Source organism: Mesorhizobium sp. WSM4828 (assembly GCF_055811175.1).
In genome coordinates this window covers 25,865-44,502 of the sequence record NZ_JBVVQK010000018.1, presented here as the reverse complement: position 1 = coordinate 44,502, position 18,638 = coordinate 25,865, and the positions used below count along the sequence as shown (strand labels likewise).

The window sequence follows — 18,638 nt, the reverse complement described above, 5'->3', positions numbered from 1 at the left end:
TAGGGATTGGGTTACACCAGGGGTGGGGCCGATGGCAAGCGGTTGGCGCTGGAGTGAGCGAGCGCCGAAGCTGCCAATCTCCCCCCTTGTGGGGGAGATGTCCGGCAGGACAGAGGGGGGCGCGAAGGATCGCTACCGTCCCGGCCGACCCGCCTTGCCGGGGCGGCGCTTTTCGCGGCGGGCGTCGGCGGGATCCTCGTAGGAGCCGATACCGGCACGCTGGCGGACAATGGGTTTGGCGGAAACGTCGTGTTCCTTCGCGCCCCCCTCTGCCCTGCCGGGCATCTCCCCCACAAGGGGGGAGATTGGCTGCGGTTTCGCCGGCACTTTTCCCTCGACCGGCTTCTCGGTCCGCCGCACCGTCATCTCGTCCAGTGAGTTCTTCCTGAACAGCGGTTTGGTCGGTTCACCCGGTATACCGAAATCCGAGCCGTGCGCCTCCTGCGCCGACTGTTTCTTGAACAGCGAACGGGACACCGCGCCTGACGGTGTCGGCATGTCGGTGCCAGGCCCCATATCGTCCAGCGACGGCTTGGCGAACAGCGGCTTCTTGACCGGCACAGCGCCGTCGGCGCCCATTTCGTCGAGCTCCGGCTTGCGGAAGAGGTTGGGCCGGGCAGCCTTGGCCGCCTCTTCGGCGGCATGTGCCTCATCGAGCTTGCGGAAACGCTCCTGTTCCTCTGCTGTACGATGTTTGGCCACGCCCTTGTTGTGCTTGCCCTTTTCGCGGCCCGAGACCGGGCTTTCCATGTCGGCATATTTGGCCAGCGGATCGTCGGAGATGGACAGCTCCATCTCTCGCAGCCGCTTGATCTCGTCGCGGATGCGGGCCGCCTTCTCGAAGTCGAGATTGGCGGCGGCGTCGCGCATCTGCTTGTCCATCGCGTCGAGATGGGCTTTCAGATTGTTGCCCATCATCGCGCCGGCGCTGTCGGTGAACTGCGAGATGTCGGCGCGGACATGGTCCTTCTCGTAGACCGAATCCAGAATGTCCGAAATGCGCGACTTGACCGATTCCGGGGTGATGCCGTTGGCCGCGTTCCACTCCATCTGCTTTTCACGACGGCGGTTGGTCTCGGCCATCGCCCGCTCCATAGAGCCGGTGACCTGGTCGGCATAGAGGACAACCTTGCCGTCGACGTTACGCGCGGCGCGGCCGATGGTCTGGATCAGCGACGTCTCTGAGCGCAGGAAACCTTCCTTGTCGGCGTCGAGAATGGCGACGAAGCCGCATTCGGGAATGTCGAGGCCTTCGCGCAGGAGGTTGATGCCGACCAACACGTCGAAGGCGCCGAGGCGCAGGTCGCGCAGGATTTCGATTCGCTCCAGCGTGTCGATATCGGAGTGCATGTAGCGGACGCGAATGCCCTGCTCATGCAGATATTCGGTCAAATCCTCGGCCATGCGCTTGGTCAACACAGTGACCAGCGTGCGGTAGCCGGCCCTAGTGGTTTCGCGGATTTCGCCGACGACGTCGTCGACCTGTGTCTTGGCCGGGCGCACTTCGACCGGCGGGTCGATCAGGCCGGTCGGGCGGATGACCTGCTCGGCGAAGACGCCGCCGGACTGCTCCATCTCCCAGGCGCCAGGCGTCGCCGAAACCGCGACGGAGAGCGGGCGCATGGCGTCCCATTCCTCGAAGCGCAGCGGCCGGTTGTCCATGCAGGACGGCAGGCGGAAACCATACTCGGCCAGCGTCGCCTTGCGGCGAAAGTCGCCGCGATACATGCCGCCGATCTGCGGTATGGTGACGTGGCTTTCGTCGACAAAGACCAGCGCATTGTCGGGGATGTATTCGAACAAGGTCGGTGGCGGATCGCCCGGCTGGCGGCCGGTGAGATAGCGCGAATAATTCTCGATGCCGGCGCAGGAGCCGGTCGCCTCCAGCATCTCCAAGTCGAAGCGGGTGCGCTGCTCCAGCCGCTGCGCCTCAAGCAGGCGGCCAGCCTTTTCAAGCTCTTGCAGGCGATACTTCAGTTCTTCCTTGATCGACTTGATGGCTTGATTCAAGGTCGGGCGCGGCGTCACATAGTGCGAATTGGCGTAGATCTTGACGCTCTTCAGCTCGCCGGTTTTCTGGCCGGTCAGCGGATCGAATTCGGTGATCGCCTCGATCTCGTCGCCGAAAAGCGAGATGCGCCAGGCGCGGTCCTCGAGGTGGGCCGGGAAGATCTCGATCGTGTCGCCGCGCACCCTGAAGGAGCCGCGGACGAAGTTGATGTCCTGGCGCTTGTATTGCTGGGCGACGAGGTCGGCGAGCAGCGCGCGCTGGTCGAGCCGGTCGCCGATCTGCATCTGGAAGGTCATCGCCGTATAGGTCTCGACCGAGCCGATACCGTAGATGCAGGACACCGAGGCGACGATGATGACGTCGTCGCGCTCGAGCAGCGAGCGCGTCGCCGAATGGCGCATGCGGTCGATCTGCTCGTTGATCGAGGATTCCTTCTCGATGTAGGTGTCGGTCCGAGGCACATAGGCCTCGGGCTGGTAATAGTCGTAGTAGCTGACGAAATACTCGACGGCGTTTTCAGGGAAGAATTTCTTGAACTCGGAATAGAGCTGCGCGGCAAGCGTCTTGTTGGGCGCCAGGATCAGAGCGGGGCGTTGCGTCTCCTCGATTACCTTGGCCATGGTGAAGGTCTTGCCCGAGCCGGTGACGCCGAGCAGCACCTGGGTGCGGTCGTTGCTGTTGACGCCCTCGACGAGATCCTTGATCGCCGTCGGCTGGTCGCCGGCCGGCTGGAAATCCGAGACCATCCTGATGGCGATGCCGCCTTCGGATTTCTCCGGCCGGGCAGGACGGTGCGGCGTCCACATCACGCCGTCCTTGTGCAGCGGATTGCCGGATTCGATCAGCGCCGACAGCGCCGCGACGGTGGCGGTGACGCCGCCCGAGGCCATGGTCTCGGCCTCTTCCAGGGAGACATCGAGGCCGGCGACAGGGTTGAGACCGGCCGCAGTACGCTCCCGCGCCGAAGCCGCGCCGCCCATCGAGGTACCGCGTGCCGTACGGCCGGGGGAAGACGAGCGCTCCGGGATTTTCTTCGCCGGCTTGGCGCCTTCCCTCCCCCTCGAGGGGAGGGTGGCGGCGGAGCCGCCGGGTGGGGTCGGTGCGGCAGTGCTCGGCGCTCCTTTGCGTGCCGCGCTGCCTCCGGCGACCCCCTCTGTCGCCTTCGGCGACATCTCCCCCTCGAGGGGGGAGATTTGGCGCCCTTCCTTCTCGGCTTCCTGCTCGATCTGCTCGGCCCAGTCGGCGATCGAGCCGGTCAGCGGCGCGCCGGTGAACTCGGCCTGCGGCGCCTCGGCAAAGCCGCCCTTGCACAGGGGCTCCGAGGCATCGAGGAAATCGGTCAGCCGACTGCGCCGCTTGGGCGGCGAAGCGCGCTCGTCATTCGCCGGCGGCGGCGTTTTCTTGTCGGAGAGTCTGGCCATGGCCCGAATATGGGAGGTATCGGCCAAAATGGAAAGAGCGGAGTGGCGGGTGGCGCGAGGCGCAATTTGGCTGCTGACAGCAGGCTGTCAGGAGTGACGTCGAACCACGCCCTCAATTAAACCACAGCGCAAACGTCAGAAACCCGGCGCCGCCGAACTGGCGCTGGATCTGGTTGAACTCCTCGCTGGTGAGAACCTTGCCGCGTTCGAGATAGGGCGCGATGGCCGGGCCGGTGATCGACAGCACCAGGTCGAAGGGTTTTGGCTCGTCGAAGAAGCGCTTCATGTTGATGCCTTTGTCGGCGATGCGGAAATGCGGCAGCAAGCTGCGGCCTTCCAGAAGATCCTCGGCCATGGCCAGGGCGGCGAGCCAGGCCTGCACCTGCTGCTCGCCGACGTCGAGGCCGGTCAGCGGGCTGGCGCCTTTCTGCTGCGGCCCGGGCAGCCATTCGCGGTCATTGTCGGTTTCGGCGCGGATGGCTTTCCAGTCCTCGCGCGACAGCCGGATCATTTCCATGAGATGGCGGCGTGCCGCTTGCCGGCGCTCAGGCTCGACCACTTGCCAGTTGATGAGATGCACCAGGGAGATGAAGTCGGCGAGGCGCCATTCGGACGTCAGAATGCCGCCGCCCATGCCGCCGTCCAGCGGCACGAGCGTGTCCTGCAGCGGCAGTTTTGCGCGCGGGAACAGCATGTGGAAGGAGCCGTCGAACGTGTTCCTGAAATCATGCGCCAGCCAGAAGTCGGCCTGCGCCATCAGGAACTCGGCATAGCCCTGCAGCCAGTAGCCGTCGGCGCGGTCGAATCGGAAGGTGAGGGCGGGTGCGGCCACGTCTGGCGCACCGCTGCCGCGTGACAGAGACGCCATGATCGCGGCAGCACTTTCGTCCGGCGCGATCATGCCGTCTTCGTTGAGGTCTATGCCGAGGCGGGTGAGGTCGATGACCATGCTGATGTCCGCGTCGGCGGGCACCGAACCGAGCGTGGCTGCGGATTTCTCCAGCCTGTCGCGGAAGGCAACGAGAATGGCGCGGAATTGCTCGTAGGTCAGCGGCTCGGGATTGGCATTGTCCGGCACCGGCAGCCGCATCAGCGGCAGCATGAAGGATTGCGGGCTTTCGAAACCGTGGCGGTGCAGGCCGCCGGCCAGGATCTCCAGCGCGGTGAAGAATTCGCCGGCGCCGGCGGCGTAGGCAGCTGCCGGATCGCCGGGCGCTGCGGTTTCCAGCGCGGCAAGGGCGCCGTCGCGCTCATTCACCGTTTTTGCCTCGAACAGGGCGGCCTGTTCGGGAGCCGCGGCACTGGCTGAAGCCAGCGGCAGGAGAAGAATGATGGCGCACGCCACCAGCCTGGAAAAACGCTTCATCGTGATCGCCCCTTTTGTCGCTCCGCAGTGGATCATACACGCATTTGGTTCGCTGCGCCTGTGGCCCTGTGGTTCACCCATAATAGTCGACGCTTCAATCAAGCCGGCGGACGGTCTACACAAGGCAAACGATTGGGCGTCGCGTGTCGAACTATCCGCTTTCCTACAAACTGTCCTGGCTGCCACGCTTCCTCTGGCCTTCGCTCGATGGCGACGCGCGCGGCTTTGCTCCGGCGGCCGCAGCCCTGCTCGAACCGCCGCCGGCGCGGACGGTGCGGCTGGCTTTCGTCGGCGATATCTCGGCGGTGGCCAATCGCCGCGCGCCGGACTGCGATCCGGCGATTGCGGCACTGCTTGCCTCGGCCGATCTAGTGGTCGGCAATTGCGAAAGCCCGGTGGTGGAGCGGCCGAGCGCTGTTTTGGGTACAAGGTTTGGCACGCATCACGCGATGAGCGAGCGGTTCCTTGCCGAGGCCCTGGCCGCCGTCGGCATCCCGCGTGAAAAACTGGTACTGTCGCTGGCCAACAACCATGTGCTCGACCAGGGTATTGCCGGCTTCGACGAGACCGTCGCCGCGCTGGAGCAATTAGGCATCCGCACGATCGGCACTGCGGCTCCGGTCGAGCGGTTTGCGGTTGGTTCGCTGACCATTGGCCTTGCCGCCTTTACCTTGTGGCGCAATACGGGCGCGGCTCAGTTCGCGGGCCGAGTCTCGATGCAAGGCGATCCGACGCAATGGCCGCGCGACGCCGCTTCGGGTGTCGATCTCCTCTGCGCGGTACCGCATTGGGACTGGGAATTCCGGCATTTTCCGCGTGCGAAGACGCGGGCACTGGCGCGGCTTCTGGCCGAACATGGCGTCGGCCTGGTCGCCGGACATCACGCCCATGTCGTTCAGCCGATCGAGCGGATCGGCCAGACGCTCGTTGCCTATGGGCTCGGCGATTTCATCGGCACCGCCTTCGCGCGGCAGCCATGGCCGGGCCGCATCGGCGCCATTCTCGTCGTCGACATCAGCGCCGATTCCGGCACGCGCGGGGCCATCGCCGCCTACCGGCTGCATGCCTTCATGCGGCTGTGCGCCGGCGATCACGAGCGGCTGGTCCCGGTCGAAGCGCTGGAAGGAAAATTGGGGCAAAGGGTTCTGGCCCGCCTCGATGCGATCTTCGGTGCCGTGCGCTGACGGCCGCGCTGACGCGGTCCACCAAACCGGCTATCATGCTCAACGCGGGCAGGCTTGTGGCGGCGGTGGGTGATGGAAACTGCGGATTTCATGCCGAGCGAAGCGGTGATCGCCGGCCTCAGGAAGAACATCGAGGCCTATGAGGCCGAAAGAGCTTCGGCCCATCGCCGGACGCGCTGGCGGGTGCCACTTTTCATCGGGCTGGTGCTGGTTTTCGTGGTGTTTGTGGCCTGGCTCTTCAACGGGGTTGCCGACCCGAACGAGCAGTGGTTCTCGACCCCGCATGTATTCCTCTATATCGGCGGATTCCTGGCGGCGATCCTGCTCTATTTCCGGGCGATCAAGCCAGCGAGCAAATTGCAGCAGTCGTTTCGCAACAGTTTGCTGCCGATCGTCTTCGGCTTCATCCAGGACGTGCGCTATCAGCATGGCGTAACGCCGAACTCCTTCGATCGGCTACCACGCGAGACGATTGGCGCGTTCAACCGTTCATATTTCGAGGACATCGTTTCCGGTCGGTACGAAGACTTTGCGTTCGAGCTCTATGAGGTGACGCTGCTGGAGAGGAACGGCAAGACCACATCGCAGGCCTTCAAGGGCGTCATTATCGCGTTCGACACCATTGCGCCGTTCCCGGGAATATTGGTGGCGGCGCGCCGTGCCAATATGGTGGTCGGTTTCTTCCGAGGCATGTTCGGCGGCAAGACAGAACAATTGTCATGCGGCGTACCCGAACTCGACGCCGCCTATGAGTTCCACACCGACAACATCGAAGCGGCGCGGCCGCTGGTGACCGGCCGGCTGGCGCAGGCGCTCGAATGGCTCGGCGAAACATGGCCGAAGGAACCGGCACGCGTCGCGCTCAACGGCAGCGACGGCTTTCTGCTGCTTCCGCAGACGAAGAACTTCTTCGAACTGCCGGACATCTCTGTGCCGCTCGACTATGCCAAGCATGTTGCGCCGATGATCGCCGACATAGCCACCATCCTGGCGACCGCGGCACTGGTGCGCAAGATCGGCGTGAAGGACGAGGAGGCGGGTTAGTCCGGCTGGGCGGTCAGCAATCGAAGCCGCGTTGGCTACGCATGTAGGCGACTTCTTCCTTCGACATCGACCTGAACATCACACAAACGGTGAAACTGCCAACCTGGTGACCGTTTCTGGTGTATCCCCAGTCGGAAATATCGTCTCGGTTGAATTCGATATACTGGCCAGCCACGACGTTGTGGACACTATGTGGCTCATTCGCCAATATCCCCACGAATCCGTTTTCGGTCCGCTGGAACGGGATGACCCAGAAGTGTTCGGTGACGTTTCCGTCCTTGATCATCACCTTCAGTTTGAATGTGTCCGTTCCAGGTGGCGGTTTCTGGGATAATGCCAGGAATTCATCCAAGCTGGCACGTGCCTGTGCAGTCGCCGCCGCCATATCTGGATCGTCAGGCGCGACTGCGACGACGCTGTCGTCGCCCTGACTGGAATCCTGAGCCTCGGCGGATATCGGAGCAAGCGCTAGCATCAGGGACAGAATCGCGCGGGACAGGTGCTTCATGGAATGGCGCCCTTACAATGGTCAGCATCATCATGGATCCGTTCGTATTTTCAATCATAGCGCGAAAAATACATTCACTGCAACCATAAGAAAATGCTCCTGATGCCGCAACTGCCGCTCTAGTTCTGCTACGCACTCCGGCTATGGTTTTTGCCGGAAGCTCGCGCTATCTCTGAGGCGGCGAGGGGTAGCATGATCGAAGAACGCAAGGGGTTTCGCCTATCGCGGCGGCTGCTGTTGGGTGCGGCGGTGGTCGGCGGCGCGATGCTGTGGGGCGGCACGACCGTGGCGCGGCTGGCGCGCGGTCCGTCCGGGCAGAAGAATTCCGGACGCATCGCCGACATTGACGGCATCGACCTGGCGCAGAAGCCGCTGGAGGGCCCGCCAGCCTACGATCCGTCGCTGCCATGGCTGACCAAGGGCGGCAACATCAACGATGCCAGCGGCCTGTCGATGACGCCGGTCTATGGCGTCGTCGAAGTCAGCGAGGAAGACCACATTGCGAGTGCGCTGGCCTTTGCCCGCACCAATGGCCTGAAGGTCTCGGTCGCTGCGGTCCGCCATTCGATGGGCGGCCACGCTTTCGACGACAACGCACTGGTCCTCGACATGCGCAAATTCAACAAGGTCAGCATCGACGCGGCGGCGAAGACGATGACCTTGCAGCCGGGCGCGCGCTGGCACGACATCCAGAACCTTTTGCACCCGCACTTCGCGGTGAAGGCGATGCAGTCGACCGACATCTTTTCGGTCGGCGGCTCGCTGTCGATCAACGCGCATGGCATGGACCACCAGGCCGGCTCGGTCGCCGGCTCGATCCGTTCGATGCGGGTGATGCTGGCGGACGGTTCGGTGACAACCTGCTCACCGGCCGAAAACACCGAGCTGTTCCGCCACGTCGTCGGCGGCTACGGCCTGTTCGGCGTGGTGCTGGAGGCGACACTCGACATCGTCGACAACGTCGTCTACCGGACCTCGCGCGAGATCATCAAATCGGACGATTTTCCAAAGTTCTTCGCCGAGGTGCTGGAGCCAAACAGGACGATCGGTCTGTTTTATGGGCATCTGTCGACTGCGCCGGGTAATTTCCTCGAGGATATGATCGTCTACCGCTATGACAAGGTGGCCGACCAGCCGCCGGCCGACCAGCCGGCAATCGGCGAGCCCGGTTCGGTCGGGCTCAAGCGGGTGATCATCAACCTGGCGAAATGGGGCAGCCTGTTCCAGGAGCTGAAATGGTTCACCGAAAAGACGCTGGAGCCGCAATTCGAGAGCTGCACGGTGGCGCGGACGACGGCAATGGCCGAGGGCGAGGCCTGCCTCGTCACGCGTAACAATCCGATGCACGATTCAGTGCCCTATCTGTTCAACGATCTGCTCGACGAGACCGACATACTGCACGAATATTTCATCCCGCGGGCCGCCTATAACCCGTTCATCGCGGAAGCGCGCGAGATCCTGCGCAACCAGAGCCTGCCGGTGCTCAACGCGTCGGTGCGCATCGTCCACAAGGAGGATGTGGCGCTGAATTATGCGCCGGAGCCGGCCTATTCGCTGGTGCTCTACATCAATCAGCCGACCGACGCCGACGGCAATGCCAGGATGCGGGCGCTGACAAGGGCGCTGATCGATGTGACGATCAAGCATGGCGGGCGTTTTTTCCTGCCCTACCAGCTCCATTATACGGGCAACGAGCTGCTTGCCTCCTATCCGGAACTGCCGTCCTTCCTGGCGAAGAAGCGGCAATACGATCCGGACGAGCTGTTTTCGTCGATTTTTTATCGCGCCATCAAGGCATTGATCGGCACGGCCTGAGCGGCGGCTACAGACCGTCAGGCAGTTTAGCCGCCAGCCAGTTCGCCGAACGCCTGGCGATGCCGATCGTTGCCGACGCGGCGCGGCCGAGATCGGTCGTGACCACGGCGTAGCCGGCCTTCGTGCGGTAGAGCACGGCGCGGCCGCCATCAACCGCCGCTTCATAGGCGACCGGCCGGGCGGCTTCCGTTTCCGTCGCCGTTGCCTGCGTTCCGACCGCAGCACTGGGCCGATGGCTCAGCTCCGGTGGCAGCGGGTCTGTCGCGGCCGTGCTGGCCGTCGTCAATTCAGGCTCGGAAGCGGTCGCCGCGAGCTGCGATGACGAGTTCTGTGTCCGGCAGATGCCGGAGACCAGCGGATAGTCGAAATTGCGCTCGTGCAGCATCTGGCTTTTCATCGCCGCTTCGCATTCGGCGATGGTCGACCATTTGGCGGGCGTCTCGCCGATATATTCGCAAAGCCTGGCGTCGCAATCGCAGCCGACGATGGTCATGGCGACAAGGGCGGTCTTGATCACGGTCTTGTCCCTCCGAGTTGCCCGGCGCATGTGCGCAGGACAAATTGCTGCGGCGTCATCAATCGTTGCGGAACAAGGCGGGATTTGGCCGCGATTGTGGAATGAGCGTGGCGGAGCCTCACGCAACGTCTTGCCGGGGCGGGCTGTGACCGAAAGGCCTCAGTAATCGTAGACGTGCTCGAGCCTGGCGCCCGCCGTCATCAGCGCCGGCAGCACGAGGTGCAGCTTGCGCACGGCGACGGTCAGGCCGGTGCGGCGCGTCGAAGGTTCCGCCGGAAGCGGGTAGCTGAACAAGGTGCGTGCGCCTTCGGGAACATTGATCTCGTCATTGGAAAGCATGGTGATCATGATCTCGTCATTGCCGCCGATCTCGACGAAGGAGACGCCCTTGCCGATCAGGCGCGGGATCATGTCGGTGAACACCTGGTAGCGCCTGGTGACGAAGACCGTGCCGTCGGCGCCGAGATCGCGCTCCAGCAAGGTGTCGGGCTCGTTGCGCGTCACCTCGCTGACCGGACCCTTGGCCCAGACGTGAATGTCGAGCAAGGCCGGGTCGGTGGTGGCGGCGAGCGCCGACTTGATCAGATCGGCGTAGCCCTGCTTGATCGTGTCGGCGAGGCCGAAGGCGAGCTTGCGTTCACTGGTGCGGACAGCGCTGTCGTCCGCTGCCGGCTGGACGGCAAACAGGCCGGCACGCTTTTCGGCATAGGGAAACTGGTACCACGGCACCTGGTCGAGAAAACCGGCATAGTCCGCCGCCACCTTCGCCTGGTAGATGTCGACCGCGGTGCGCTTGCCGGCTGTCGCTTCGGTGACGCGGCCGACCGTATTTTCATAGGCCCACTGGATGGCGTGCTCGATCGTGTGGCTGGTGCCGATGATCACCAACATCTGGTGGTTGTCGAGGTTGAACTTGTAGGTGGAACTGGCGCGGATGACCATCGCATAGTCCTGCCAGAAGCGGCCGATATAGGAGAGATATGGAAAACCGCTCGGCTGGTTCTTGTCGACGAAGCCGGCATATTCGCGGGCGGCGTAGACGATGGCCCATTCCGGATAGGTGAGAAAGGTCGATTCCTCCGGCCGCTGGTAGCCGGGGATCTCGGCACGGACCTTGTCGGCCAGCGCCTTCGGCGGGGCACCCTCAGTGACGCCCGGCAATGGTGTTGTGTCCAGCGACGGCGTCGTGAGAAAGCCGTAGGCCAGCCCGGCGATCGGGATCAACACGACAATGACGACGACCCAGAGGATCGCCTTGATGATGCGCTTCAGCCAGCGGAACAGGAACATGGCCGGTCAGGCCGTGGCGAAATGGTCGTACACACGTTTCGACAGCCAGAACCCGACATAGACGGCGAAGCCGCCGATGACGATGTGCGGCAGGTTGGCGAAGAAGCGGGCCGGGAATTCGATGTCGTTCAGGGAACGGAAGCCGTTGATGAAAATGCCGCCATCGAGGCAGCCGGAACCGGTGACCAGGCCGAGCACGCCGTCGAACAGATAGACCGAGCCGAACAGCTTGAAATAGAACACCGCCTGGCGGTGCGAGATGAAGGCGGCCGCCAGCGCCCAGACGCCGGAGAAGGCGTGCAGCAAATCGTCGTACCATTGCAGCGAGAACAGGCCGAACAGATTGCCGCCGGCATCGTTGAAGGCCGGCACATAGCCGACCGCAACAACGCCGAAGAACAGGAAAGCATAGGCAACAGCAAGCTTCTGGATGAGCGTCATGAAATGTCCCCCTGCCGTCAGCCCTTTTAAACGGCCCCCGACGGCAAATGGATAGTAGCTGATTTTGGCGCAGGGTGAAGCGTCGCCGGCAAAATCGTCAGGCGGGGTCACAAAGACAGTCGGCGCCGGGATTTCTCCCAGCGCCTCCCTGTCAGATCAGGACACGGTCGCGGCAGCAACTCCCGAAAGATATCGCGCCAAGCCGGCCTTGATTTTGACGGTCCTGCCAGTCGCCGCCCGAGGGCAGCGTCCGTTCCGGACCACGCCGGTCTCCGCTCTTGCAAGCTTTGCCCAGCGCGCCATCGAAGGTTTTTGCCGTCCTTCATGGCAGCATCGGTCCGCCGTCGGCGTTCGCACGCTTTCCGCGGCCCCGTAGGTCTCGGCGTCCATCTCTCCAACAAGCAAGCCTGTTCTCGTTCAGGGCCGTACGGGCCTCAGGAAATCCGCCGTTCCGCTTTACCTTTCGGCGTGGCGATCGGTAGCCGCCTGAGATGGGTTTAATGTACGCCGGGTAAGTGTTTAGCGAAACTACCGCGAGCCTGTGGATAGCGGGATTATCGGGGACTGACCCTGCCAAAATAGCGACTTACCGATCTCTGCCGCCGCCGGCCGGGCTTTGCCGCCTCGATGCCGAAGCCGCATTGTCGGCAATCGACCCTTGCCCCGCGGCCCGGCGCGGGCTTCAATGCCGGCAAATGATTGGAAGGCGTGTTCGATGGCCTTGGGGAGGCAGGCTTGAAGGTCGCGGTGATTCTCAATCCGATCGCCGGCGGCGGCAGGCTCAAGCGGCATTGGCCCGAGGTTGCGGCTTCGCTGAAAAGACATTTCGGCGATTTCGAGCTGCGTGAAACGCAGGCCGAGGGGGATGCCGAACGGCTGGCGCTCGACCTTGCCGCCATCGGCTTCGAGCTGGTGATCGCGGCCGGCGGCGACGGCACCGCCAGCGAGGTCGCCGACGGGCTGCTGAAGGCTTTCCGGGAAAGCGGCCGGACGGCCGAACTCGGGCTGGTGCCTTGCGGCACCGGCATCGACTTCGCCCGCGGGCTCGGCCTGTCGAACAATGTCGATCTGACACTAAAGCGGATTGCCGAGGCCAAGCCGCGCAAGGTCGATGCCGGCTGCATCAGCTATGTCGACGACCATGGCGCGCTGGCCAGTCGCCATTTCATCAACATCGCCAGCCTCGGGCTTTCCGGCGCCACCGACCGCGCGGTCAACGCCGACAAGCGCAAGGGCAAGGTTTCGGCCAAGGCGCTGTTCTACTGGCGCACGGTCTGGGAATTCCTCCGTTACCGCTTCCAGGACGTTGCGATCACCATCGACGACGGCGCCCCGGTCGAGGCGCGCATGGCGCTGGTGGCGGTGGCCAACGGCAAATTCTTCGGCGGCGGCATGATGATTGCGCCCGACGCCGAGCTTAACGACGGCGCGTTCGACATCGTTATCCTGCGCGCCGCCGGCAAGCTGAAGCTGATCTGGGACATCCGCCTGCTCTATGGCGGGCGGCACCGCAACCATCCGGCGATCACCATTTTGCGCGGCAAGAAAGTGGTTGTCGAGCCGCTCGGCGATGTGCAAAAGAACGCCGCGCTGATCGACATAGACGGCGAATCGCCGGGTCGCATACCGGCAACTTTCGAAATTCTGCCCGGTGCCTTGACGCTGAGATATTGAATCAAGTCGTTGAGACTTTGAATCAGGTCTTCCCGGCCTTGCTTCCGACGATCTGTCCAATCAACTGAAATCAATTGATAATCTGGCTAATCTCAGCTTCGAGCTTAGCCGGGAAACCAGTCGCGCGCAGCTCGGTGCCGACCGCATCCTCGAGCAGCTTCACGATCATGGTCGACCAGGCGCTGCCGCCATAGGCCTGCTTGCCCTGCTGAAAGATCGCATCGACATGTGATGCAAGCGCGAGCGGCACGCCGAATTTTTCGCCCATGCCGAGCGCGAAGCCGAGATCCTTCAGTGCCAGGTCCATGGTGAAGCCGATGTCGTAGGAGCCGTTCAGCACCAGCTGGCTTTCGGTCTCGTGGACGAAGCTGTTGCCCGAGGAGGCGACGATGGCGTGATAGGACTGGGCAAGGTCGAGCCCGCTTTTCTTGGCCAGCATCAGCGCTTCGCCGGCGGCAACGAGATGGATGAAGGCCAGCATATTGGTGATCACCTTGATCGCCGCCGCCGAGCCGACCGGACCCATCAGGAAAGACCGGGCGCACATCGCCTCGATGGCCGGCCGGTGGCGGGCATAAAGCGCTGCCTCGCCACCGACCAGCGCGGTGATCTTTCCGACAGCCGCCAGATGCACGCCGCCGGTGACCGGGCATTCGAGCGTCTCGACGCCTGCTGCTGAAGCCAGTGCCGCGAGCCACACGATCTCGTCCTGGCCATTGGTCGACATCTCGATCCAGCTGCCGCCGCTGGGCAGGCCTTCGAGCAATCCGTCGGGGCCGGCCAGTACCGCCTCGCTGACCTTCGGCGAGGCCAGGCAGGTGATGGCATTGCCGGCGCGGGCGGCGGCGTCGGCCGGGCTGTTGGCGGCTTCGGCGCCGAGCAGCACAAGGCGCTCGACGGCGGCGGGGTCGCGATCGTAGACGCTGACGGCAAAGCCGTTGCGGATCAGGCTGGCGGCGAGCTGGCCGCCGAGATGGCCAAGACCGATGAAGGCATATCCCTGACGCGTGCTCACGGCATCAGCGGCGTCTGCATCATCTGCAAATGCAGGTCCTTGCCGGTCCAGGGATGCGCCTCGCAGACGGCTTCGTCGAGCTCGACGCCAAGGCCCGGCTCCTGAGACGGGATGACGTTACCGTCCTGCCATTCGATCTTCTTCTTGAGCAGCTTCGCGTGAAAACCGTCCCACTGCTTCAGCGATTCCAGAATGAGGAAGTTGGGCAGCGTCACCGCGAGCTGAATGTTGGCGGCGCCGACGATCGGTCCGCAATAGCAGTGCGGCGCGATCTGGATGTGATAGGCTTCGGCCATGGCGGCGATCTTCTTGGTTTCGAGAATGCCGCCGGAGCGGCCAAGGTCGGGCTGAAGAATGGTCGCCGCACGGTTCTCGATGACGCGGGCAAATTCGAATTTGGTGGTAAGTCTTTCCCCTGTTGCGATGGGGATCGAAGTGCCCCTTGCGACCTGAGCCATGACCTCGGGCATGTCGGGCGGCACCGGCTCCTCAAACCACAGCGGATCATAGGGCTCGATGGCACGGGCGAGGCGCAGCGCACCGGAAGCGGTGAACTGGCCGTGCGTGCCGAACAGGATGTCGGCCCTGGTGCCAACCGCCTCGCGGATCGCTTTGACCATGCGGGCGGAGAGGTCGATGTCGACGAGGCGCGGCTGGTGGCCGTCGAAGGCGGTGTAGGGGCCGGCCGGGTCGAGCTTGACGGCGTTGAAACCCTGCTCGACATATTCGAGCGCGCAGGCTGCAGCCAGATCGGGATCGTTGTAGACGTTCTTGCCGCGGGCGTCCTCGGAGTGGACGCTGCCGCTGTGCGGGTAGAGGTAGGTATAGGAACGCAGCGTTTCGTGCACCTGGCCGCCAAGCAGCTTGTAGACCGGCTTGCCGGCCTCCTTGCCGATGATGTCCCAGCAGGCGATTTCGAGCGCCGAGAAACAGCCCATGCCGGACACGTCGGGGCGCTGGGTGAAGCCGGATGAATAGGCGCGGCGGAAGAAGGTCTCGACGTCGTGCGGATCGCGGCCGACGAGATAGCGCTCGGCCATGTCCTCGACCATTTTTGCGGTGACATGGGCCGAGAAGGTGGCGTTGTAAGCCTCGCCATAGCCGACCACGCCGCCATCGGTGGTGAGCTTGACGAAAATGAAATACTTGCCGCCGATGCCGGGTGGCGGATTGCCGACCACCCAGGTCTTGACGTCGGTGATCTTCATTTCTGATCCTCCAGAACCAGTTCGGCGCCCTTCCATCCGGTCATGATAGCGGCGGCGTTGGTGTTGCCGGTGATGTTGTCGGGAAAGATCGAGGCATCGATGACACGCAAGGCGTCGATGCCGTGCACCTTCAGGCGCGGATCGACGACGGCGCGCGCCGCGTCCGGCCCCATGCGGCAGGTCGAGACCGGGTGGTAGACGGTGCCCGAGCGCTTCCTGAAATCCTGAATGAGATCCGCATCGGAGGTGATCGACGGACCCGGCAAAACCTCTTCCTCGATGATCTCCGCCATCGCCGGCATCGAAGCGATCTTCCGGACGAATTTCACCGCCGCAAGCATTTCGGCGACATCCGCCTCGGTCGAAAAGGCGTTGGCGACGATTCTGGGATAATCGCACGGATTGGCGGAGCGGATCATGATTTCGCCGCGGCTCGACGGACGGCAATTGGACAGCCCGATGGAAAAGCCCGGCCATGGATCGGGCGTCAGGATCGGCCGTTCGCCGCTCTTCGGAATGACGGTCGAAAACGCCTGGAAATAGAGCTGCATGTTGGGCCGTGCCGTGGCCGGATCGGTGCGGAAGAAGCCGCCGGCATTGTTCATCGACAGCGACAGCGGGCCTGAGCGCAAAAACACGTACTGCATGCCGACCAGCAGCTTGCCCCACCACGGGCGCAGGATCTGGTTGAGCGTCGGCAGCCTGCCCTTGAAGGTGTAGTTGATGCCGACATGGTCCTGCAGGTTTGCCCCGACATTTTCGTTGGCGTGAACGACGGGAATGCCCAGACCACCAAGCAGCGTCGATGGACCGACACCGGTGAGCTGCAGCAGTTGCGGCGAATTGACCGAACCGCCCGACAGGATGACCTCGCGGCCGGCACGGGCGGTCTTTGTCTCGCCATTCTGGAGATACTCGACGCCGACGGCACGCTTGCCCTCGAACAGGATTTTTGTCGCCAGTGCATTCATCTCGACGCGAACGTTTTTGCGCTTCGTCGCCGGGCGCAGGAAGGCGCGCGCAGCCGACATGCGGCGGCCGTTCCTGGTGGTGATCTGGTAGACGCCGACGCCTTCCTGCGAGGCGCCGTTGAAATCCGGGTTGATCGGCAGGCCGGCCTGATTGGCGGCGGCGAGATAGCGCTTGGTGAGTGGATGGACGGAGGTCGAGCAGTCGGTGACGTGCAGCGGGCCGCCGACGCCGCGCCATTGGTCGGCGCCGGCCTGATTGTCTTCCAGCGCCTTGAAGGCGGGCAGCAGGTCGTCGAAGCCCCAGCCGGGATTCCCGGCCGCTGCCCAAGCGTCGAAATCCTCGCGCGCGCCCCTGATCCAGACCATGGCATTGATCGAGCTCGAGCCGCCGAGCAGCTTGCCGCGCGGCCAGTGGTCGACATTGCCGGCAAGCCCGGGGTCCGGATCGGCTTTGTAGTTCCAGTTGACCGCCGGGTCGAAGAAGGTTTTGCCGTAGCCAAGCGGCATCTGGACGTAGAAGCGGCGGTCGCTGCCGCCGGCCTCGAGCACCAGCACCGAGAAGCGGCCGGAAGCCGACAGCCTTTCGGCCAGGACCGAACCGGCCGAGCCGGAGCCGACGATGATGAAGTCATATGTTTGCATGGTGGCTGCGGCTGGCTCCGGAATTCGGCTCTAACCTAGGCTTCGGCGCGACGCGGCGTCGCCGGGTCTTCCGGCATCCGATGTGAAAAAAGCGACTGGCAACTTCGTTTGAATTTCGACTTTCGGCGCCAAGAAGATTGATGAAGACCTAACTTGCCCACGCATCGAGTTGATTGAGGACAGCAATCGCTGGATAGGATTTTCGGTTGGGATAAGCATGCCTATGATAGGCATTCCAATAGCTTGTGGCCCTGGTGCGCATCGTACGCATTGTGTTTCGGTTCTGTCGGACAAAACTGGCATAGGCTGATGCGTCCAGATCAGGTATTGCCGCGTAGATATCTTCGGCGATTTCGACGACATATTCGCCCAACAGCAGAACGACGAAGGCGATGCTCCAACTTTCGTTCAGCGAAAGGATCACCCTGGCTGATTTCTGCCGCAAAAAGCCATCTGTCGATCGTGTCAGCAGGCAATGCGACGGAAACGAAAAGCCAAGGTGATGCTCTCGCACGCTTGGCAGAAAATGTAACCGATAAGGAATATAGATGCCCGCTCCATCAGAAATGAGATGCCGGGACGTCGTTCGGTAAGTGTCGTCGACAAAGGGCGTCAGCTCCTCCTCTGCCATGGTGGTCAACATGCTGAATGGGAAAGCCCACTTCGCAACGCCTGAGAATGGCTTTCGTCGTGAACCCATCCACGTTGTGCCCCATGACCAAAGTTGAAACATCTATATACCGGGATCACGTCGGCTGCGCGATGGCGCTGCGACCGCGTCGACGCATCGCCGAATTTCAAGCCCCGCCATCTGAGCTCAGGACCTTGGTCACGCCTTCGCCTGTGCTTTGTCGGCAAGCCCGTCCGGGCATCACAGGCGATAATCGGCGATCTGCTTGAATTCATAGCGCATGATCGGGCGGGCCGGCGTCCTGCGGGCAACGACCTTGAACCCGGCGCGCGCGAAGGTGGAGGCATATCCACTGCCGGAAGCGCTCGGCGACACGTCGGCGTCGAAAGGATAGGCTTCGAGTGCCGGAGCATTTGCGCGCCTTGCGACTTCCAGAGCCTGTGCAATCAGCTGGGATGTTACGCCGCGGCGGCGGTATTGTTTTCGCACGTAGAGGCAGGACAGGGACCAGACCGGCCTGTCGTCCACGCGCTTGAGCTGCCATAGCCGATCGAGCCAGGGCAGGGCATCTCGCGGCGTCAGCTGGCACCAGCCGACAGCCACATCGCCGTCGAAAGCAAGCAAACCCGGAGGCGGACCATGCTGGACGGCTTGCCGGAACGCTGCCTTGTTTTCCTCGCCGGGCCGCTTTCGATAAGATCGACCGATCCGCGCGTACATACACCAACAACGACTGCAGACGGCGCTGTCACCGAACAGGTCCTCGAGCGCCGGCCACAGATCGGGCGTCAATGGGCGAATGCTGAGTTCCATGTCAGCCGTCATTCGCTATCGATGTTGCCCAGTCTAGCGTTCACTGCGCGCTAGCGCACCATAGGTTGCGGTCCATGCGGGGATGTT

At 63.2% G+C, this 18,638-nt stretch carries 15 protein-coding genes; 4 read left to right on the top strand and 11 right to left on the bottom strand.

The genetic code is table 11. The features are described from left to right. Nucleotides 1–132 precede the first annotated feature (132 nt). Nucleotides 133–3,432, bottom strand: coding sequence for an excinuclease ABC subunit UvrB (gene uvrB, locus AC0L2X_RS20220; RefSeq protein ID WP_473600271.1), 3,300 nt, complete (start codon nucleotides 3,430–3,432; stop codon nucleotides 133–135). A 112-nt stretch (nucleotides 3,433–3,544) separates the two neighbouring features. Further along, nucleotides 3,545–4,798, bottom strand: a complete 1,254-nt coding sequence (locus AC0L2X_RS20215) for a hypothetical protein (protein WP_473559049.1) — start codon at nucleotides 4,796–4,798, stop codon at nucleotides 3,545–3,547. Between the two features lie 143 nt (nucleotides 4,799–4,941). Here AC0L2X_RS20215 and AC0L2X_RS20210 point away from each other — a divergent pair, with 143 nt between their 5' ends. Both AC0L2X_RS20210 and AC0L2X_RS20205 read left to right on the top strand, forming a co-directional pair. Then, entirely contained in the window at nucleotides 4,942–5,982 is a 1,041-nt protein-coding gene (locus AC0L2X_RS20210) for a CapA family protein (protein WP_473559051.1), read from the top strand. Between the two features lie 72 nt (nucleotides 5,983–6,054). Then, nucleotides 6,055–7,026, top strand: a complete 972-nt coding sequence (locus AC0L2X_RS20205) for a hypothetical protein (RefSeq protein WP_473559053.1) — start codon at nucleotides 6,055–6,057, stop codon at nucleotides 7,024–7,026. A gap of 13 nt (nucleotides 7,027–7,039) precedes the next feature. On the opposite strand, the gene AC0L2X_RS20200 is transcribed toward AC0L2X_RS20205, so the two are convergent. Then, nucleotides 7,040–7,534 (bottom strand): YegJ family protein, encoded by a 495-nt coding sequence (locus AC0L2X_RS20200; protein ID WP_473559054.1) that lies wholly within the window; start codon nucleotides 7,532–7,534, stop codon nucleotides 7,040–7,042. Between the two features lie 192 nt (nucleotides 7,535–7,726). Between AC0L2X_RS20200 and AC0L2X_RS20195 the strand changes: the two genes are divergently transcribed. After that, nucleotides 7,727–9,349 (top strand): FAD-binding oxidoreductase, encoded by a 1,623-nt coding sequence (locus tag AC0L2X_RS20195; protein ID WP_473559056.1) that lies wholly within the window; start codon nucleotides 7,727–7,729, stop codon nucleotides 9,347–9,349. 7 nt (nucleotides 9,350–9,356) lie between these two features. On the opposite strand, the gene AC0L2X_RS20190 is transcribed toward AC0L2X_RS20195, so the two are convergent. The 3 genes from AC0L2X_RS20190 to AC0L2X_RS20180 form a co-directional block, all read right to left on the bottom strand. Continuing rightward, the gene (locus tag AC0L2X_RS20190; RefSeq protein ID WP_473559058.1) at nucleotides 9,357–9,866 is read right to left on the bottom strand and encodes a hypothetical protein; all 510 of its coding nucleotides are present in this window, start codon (nucleotides 9,864–9,866) and stop codon (nucleotides 9,357–9,359) included. Nucleotides 9,867–10,025: 159 nt separating this feature from the next. Then, complete coding sequence (locus tag AC0L2X_RS20185; RefSeq protein WP_473559059.1) at nucleotides 10,026–11,156, bottom strand: hypothetical protein; 1,131 nt, start codon at nucleotides 11,154–11,156, stop codon at nucleotides 10,026–10,028. Between the two features lie 6 nt (nucleotides 11,157–11,162). After that, the gene (locus tag AC0L2X_RS20180; RefSeq protein WP_473559061.1) at nucleotides 11,163–11,597 is read right to left on the bottom strand and encodes a hypothetical protein; all 435 of its coding nucleotides are present in this window, start codon (nucleotides 11,595–11,597) and stop codon (nucleotides 11,163–11,165) included. Nucleotides 11,598–12,332: 735 nt separating this feature from the next. On the opposite strand from AC0L2X_RS20180, the gene AC0L2X_RS20175 reads away from it, so the two are divergent. After that, nucleotides 12,333–13,271: a diacylglycerol/lipid kinase family protein gene (locus AC0L2X_RS20175; protein ID WP_473559062.1), complete on the top strand. Its 939-nt coding sequence runs from the start codon at nucleotides 12,333–12,335 to the stop codon at nucleotides 13,269–13,271. A 70-nt stretch (nucleotides 13,272–13,341) separates the two neighbouring features. Here the strand turns inward: AC0L2X_RS20175 and AC0L2X_RS20170 are convergent, their stop codons facing one another. The 5 genes from AC0L2X_RS20170 to AC0L2X_RS20150 all read right to left on the bottom strand — a co-directional run bounded on the left by AC0L2X_RS20170 (nucleotide 13,342) and on the right by AC0L2X_RS20150 (nucleotide 18,551). Continuing rightward, nucleotides 13,342–14,286 carry an NAD(P)-dependent oxidoreductase gene (locus AC0L2X_RS20170; protein WP_473559064.1) on the bottom strand — a complete coding sequence of 315 codons (945 nt, stop codon included), beginning with the start codon at nucleotides 14,284–14,286 and terminating at the stop codon, nucleotides 13,342–13,344. Then, entirely contained in the window at nucleotides 14,283–15,494 is a 1,212-nt protein-coding gene (locus AC0L2X_RS20165) for a mandelate racemase/muconate lactonizing enzyme family protein (protein WP_473559065.1), read from the bottom strand. Before AC0L2X_RS20165 ends, AC0L2X_RS20170 begins: the two co-directional genes overlap by 4 nt. After that, complete coding sequence (locus AC0L2X_RS20160; RefSeq protein WP_473559067.1) at nucleotides 15,491–17,107, bottom strand: GMC family oxidoreductase; 1,617 nt, start codon at nucleotides 17,105–17,107, stop codon at nucleotides 15,491–15,493. The genes AC0L2X_RS20165 and AC0L2X_RS20160 overlap by 4 nt, the downstream gene beginning before the upstream one ends. Nucleotides 17,108–17,255: 148 nt before the next feature. After that, nucleotides 17,256–17,750 carry a hypothetical protein gene (locus tag AC0L2X_RS20155; RefSeq protein ID WP_473559068.1) on the bottom strand — a complete coding sequence of 165 codons (495 nt, stop codon included), beginning with the start codon at nucleotides 17,748–17,750 and terminating at the stop codon, nucleotides 17,256–17,258. A gap of 228 nt (nucleotides 17,751–17,978) precedes the next feature. Next, the gene (locus AC0L2X_RS20150) at nucleotides 17,979–18,551 is read right to left on the bottom strand and encodes a GNAT family N-acetyltransferase (RefSeq protein WP_473559069.1); all 573 of its coding nucleotides are present in this window, start codon (nucleotides 18,549–18,551) and stop codon (nucleotides 17,979–17,981) included. Nucleotides 18,552–18,638 lie beyond the last annotated feature (87 nt).

Coding starts and splice junctions, on each gene's coding strand:
- uvrB (WP_473600271.1), bottom strand. CDS start 3,432: ATGGCCAGACTCTCCGACAAGAAAACGCCGCCGCCGGCGAATGACGAG.
- AC0L2X_RS20215 (WP_473559049.1), bottom strand. CDS start 4,798: ATGAAGCGTTTTTCCAGGCTGGTGGCGTGCGCCATCATTCTTCTCCTG.
- AC0L2X_RS20205 (WP_473559053.1), top strand. CDS start 6,055: ATGGAAACTGCGGATTTCATGCCGAGCGAAGCGGTGATCGCCGGCCTC.
- AC0L2X_RS20200 (WP_473559054.1), bottom strand. CDS start 7,534: ATGAAGCACCTGTCCCGCGCGATTCTGTCCCTGATGCTAGCGCTTGCT.
- AC0L2X_RS20195 (WP_473559056.1), top strand. CDS start 7,727: ATGATCGAAGAACGCAAGGGGTTTCGCCTATCGCGGCGGCTGCTGTTG.
- AC0L2X_RS20185 (WP_473559059.1), bottom strand. CDS start 11,156: ATGTTCCTGTTCCGCTGGCTGAAGCGCATCATCAAGGCGATCCTCTGG.
- AC0L2X_RS20180 (WP_473559061.1), bottom strand. CDS start 11,597: ATGACGCTCATCCAGAAGCTTGCTGTTGCCTATGCTTTCCTGTTCTTC.
- AC0L2X_RS20165 (WP_473559065.1), bottom strand. CDS start 15,494: ATGAAGATCACCGACGTCAAGACCTGGGTGGTCGGCAATCCGCCACCC.
- AC0L2X_RS20160 (WP_473559067.1), bottom strand. CDS start 17,107: ATGCAAACATATGACTTCATCATCGTCGGCTCCGGCTCGGCCGGTTCG.
- AC0L2X_RS20155 (WP_473559068.1), bottom strand. CDS start 17,750: ATGTTGACCACCATGGCAGAGGAGGAGCTGACGCCCTTTGTCGACGAC.
- AC0L2X_RS20150 (WP_473559069.1), bottom strand. CDS start 18,551: ATGGAACTCAGCATTCGCCCATTGACGCCCGATCTGTGGCCGGCGCTC.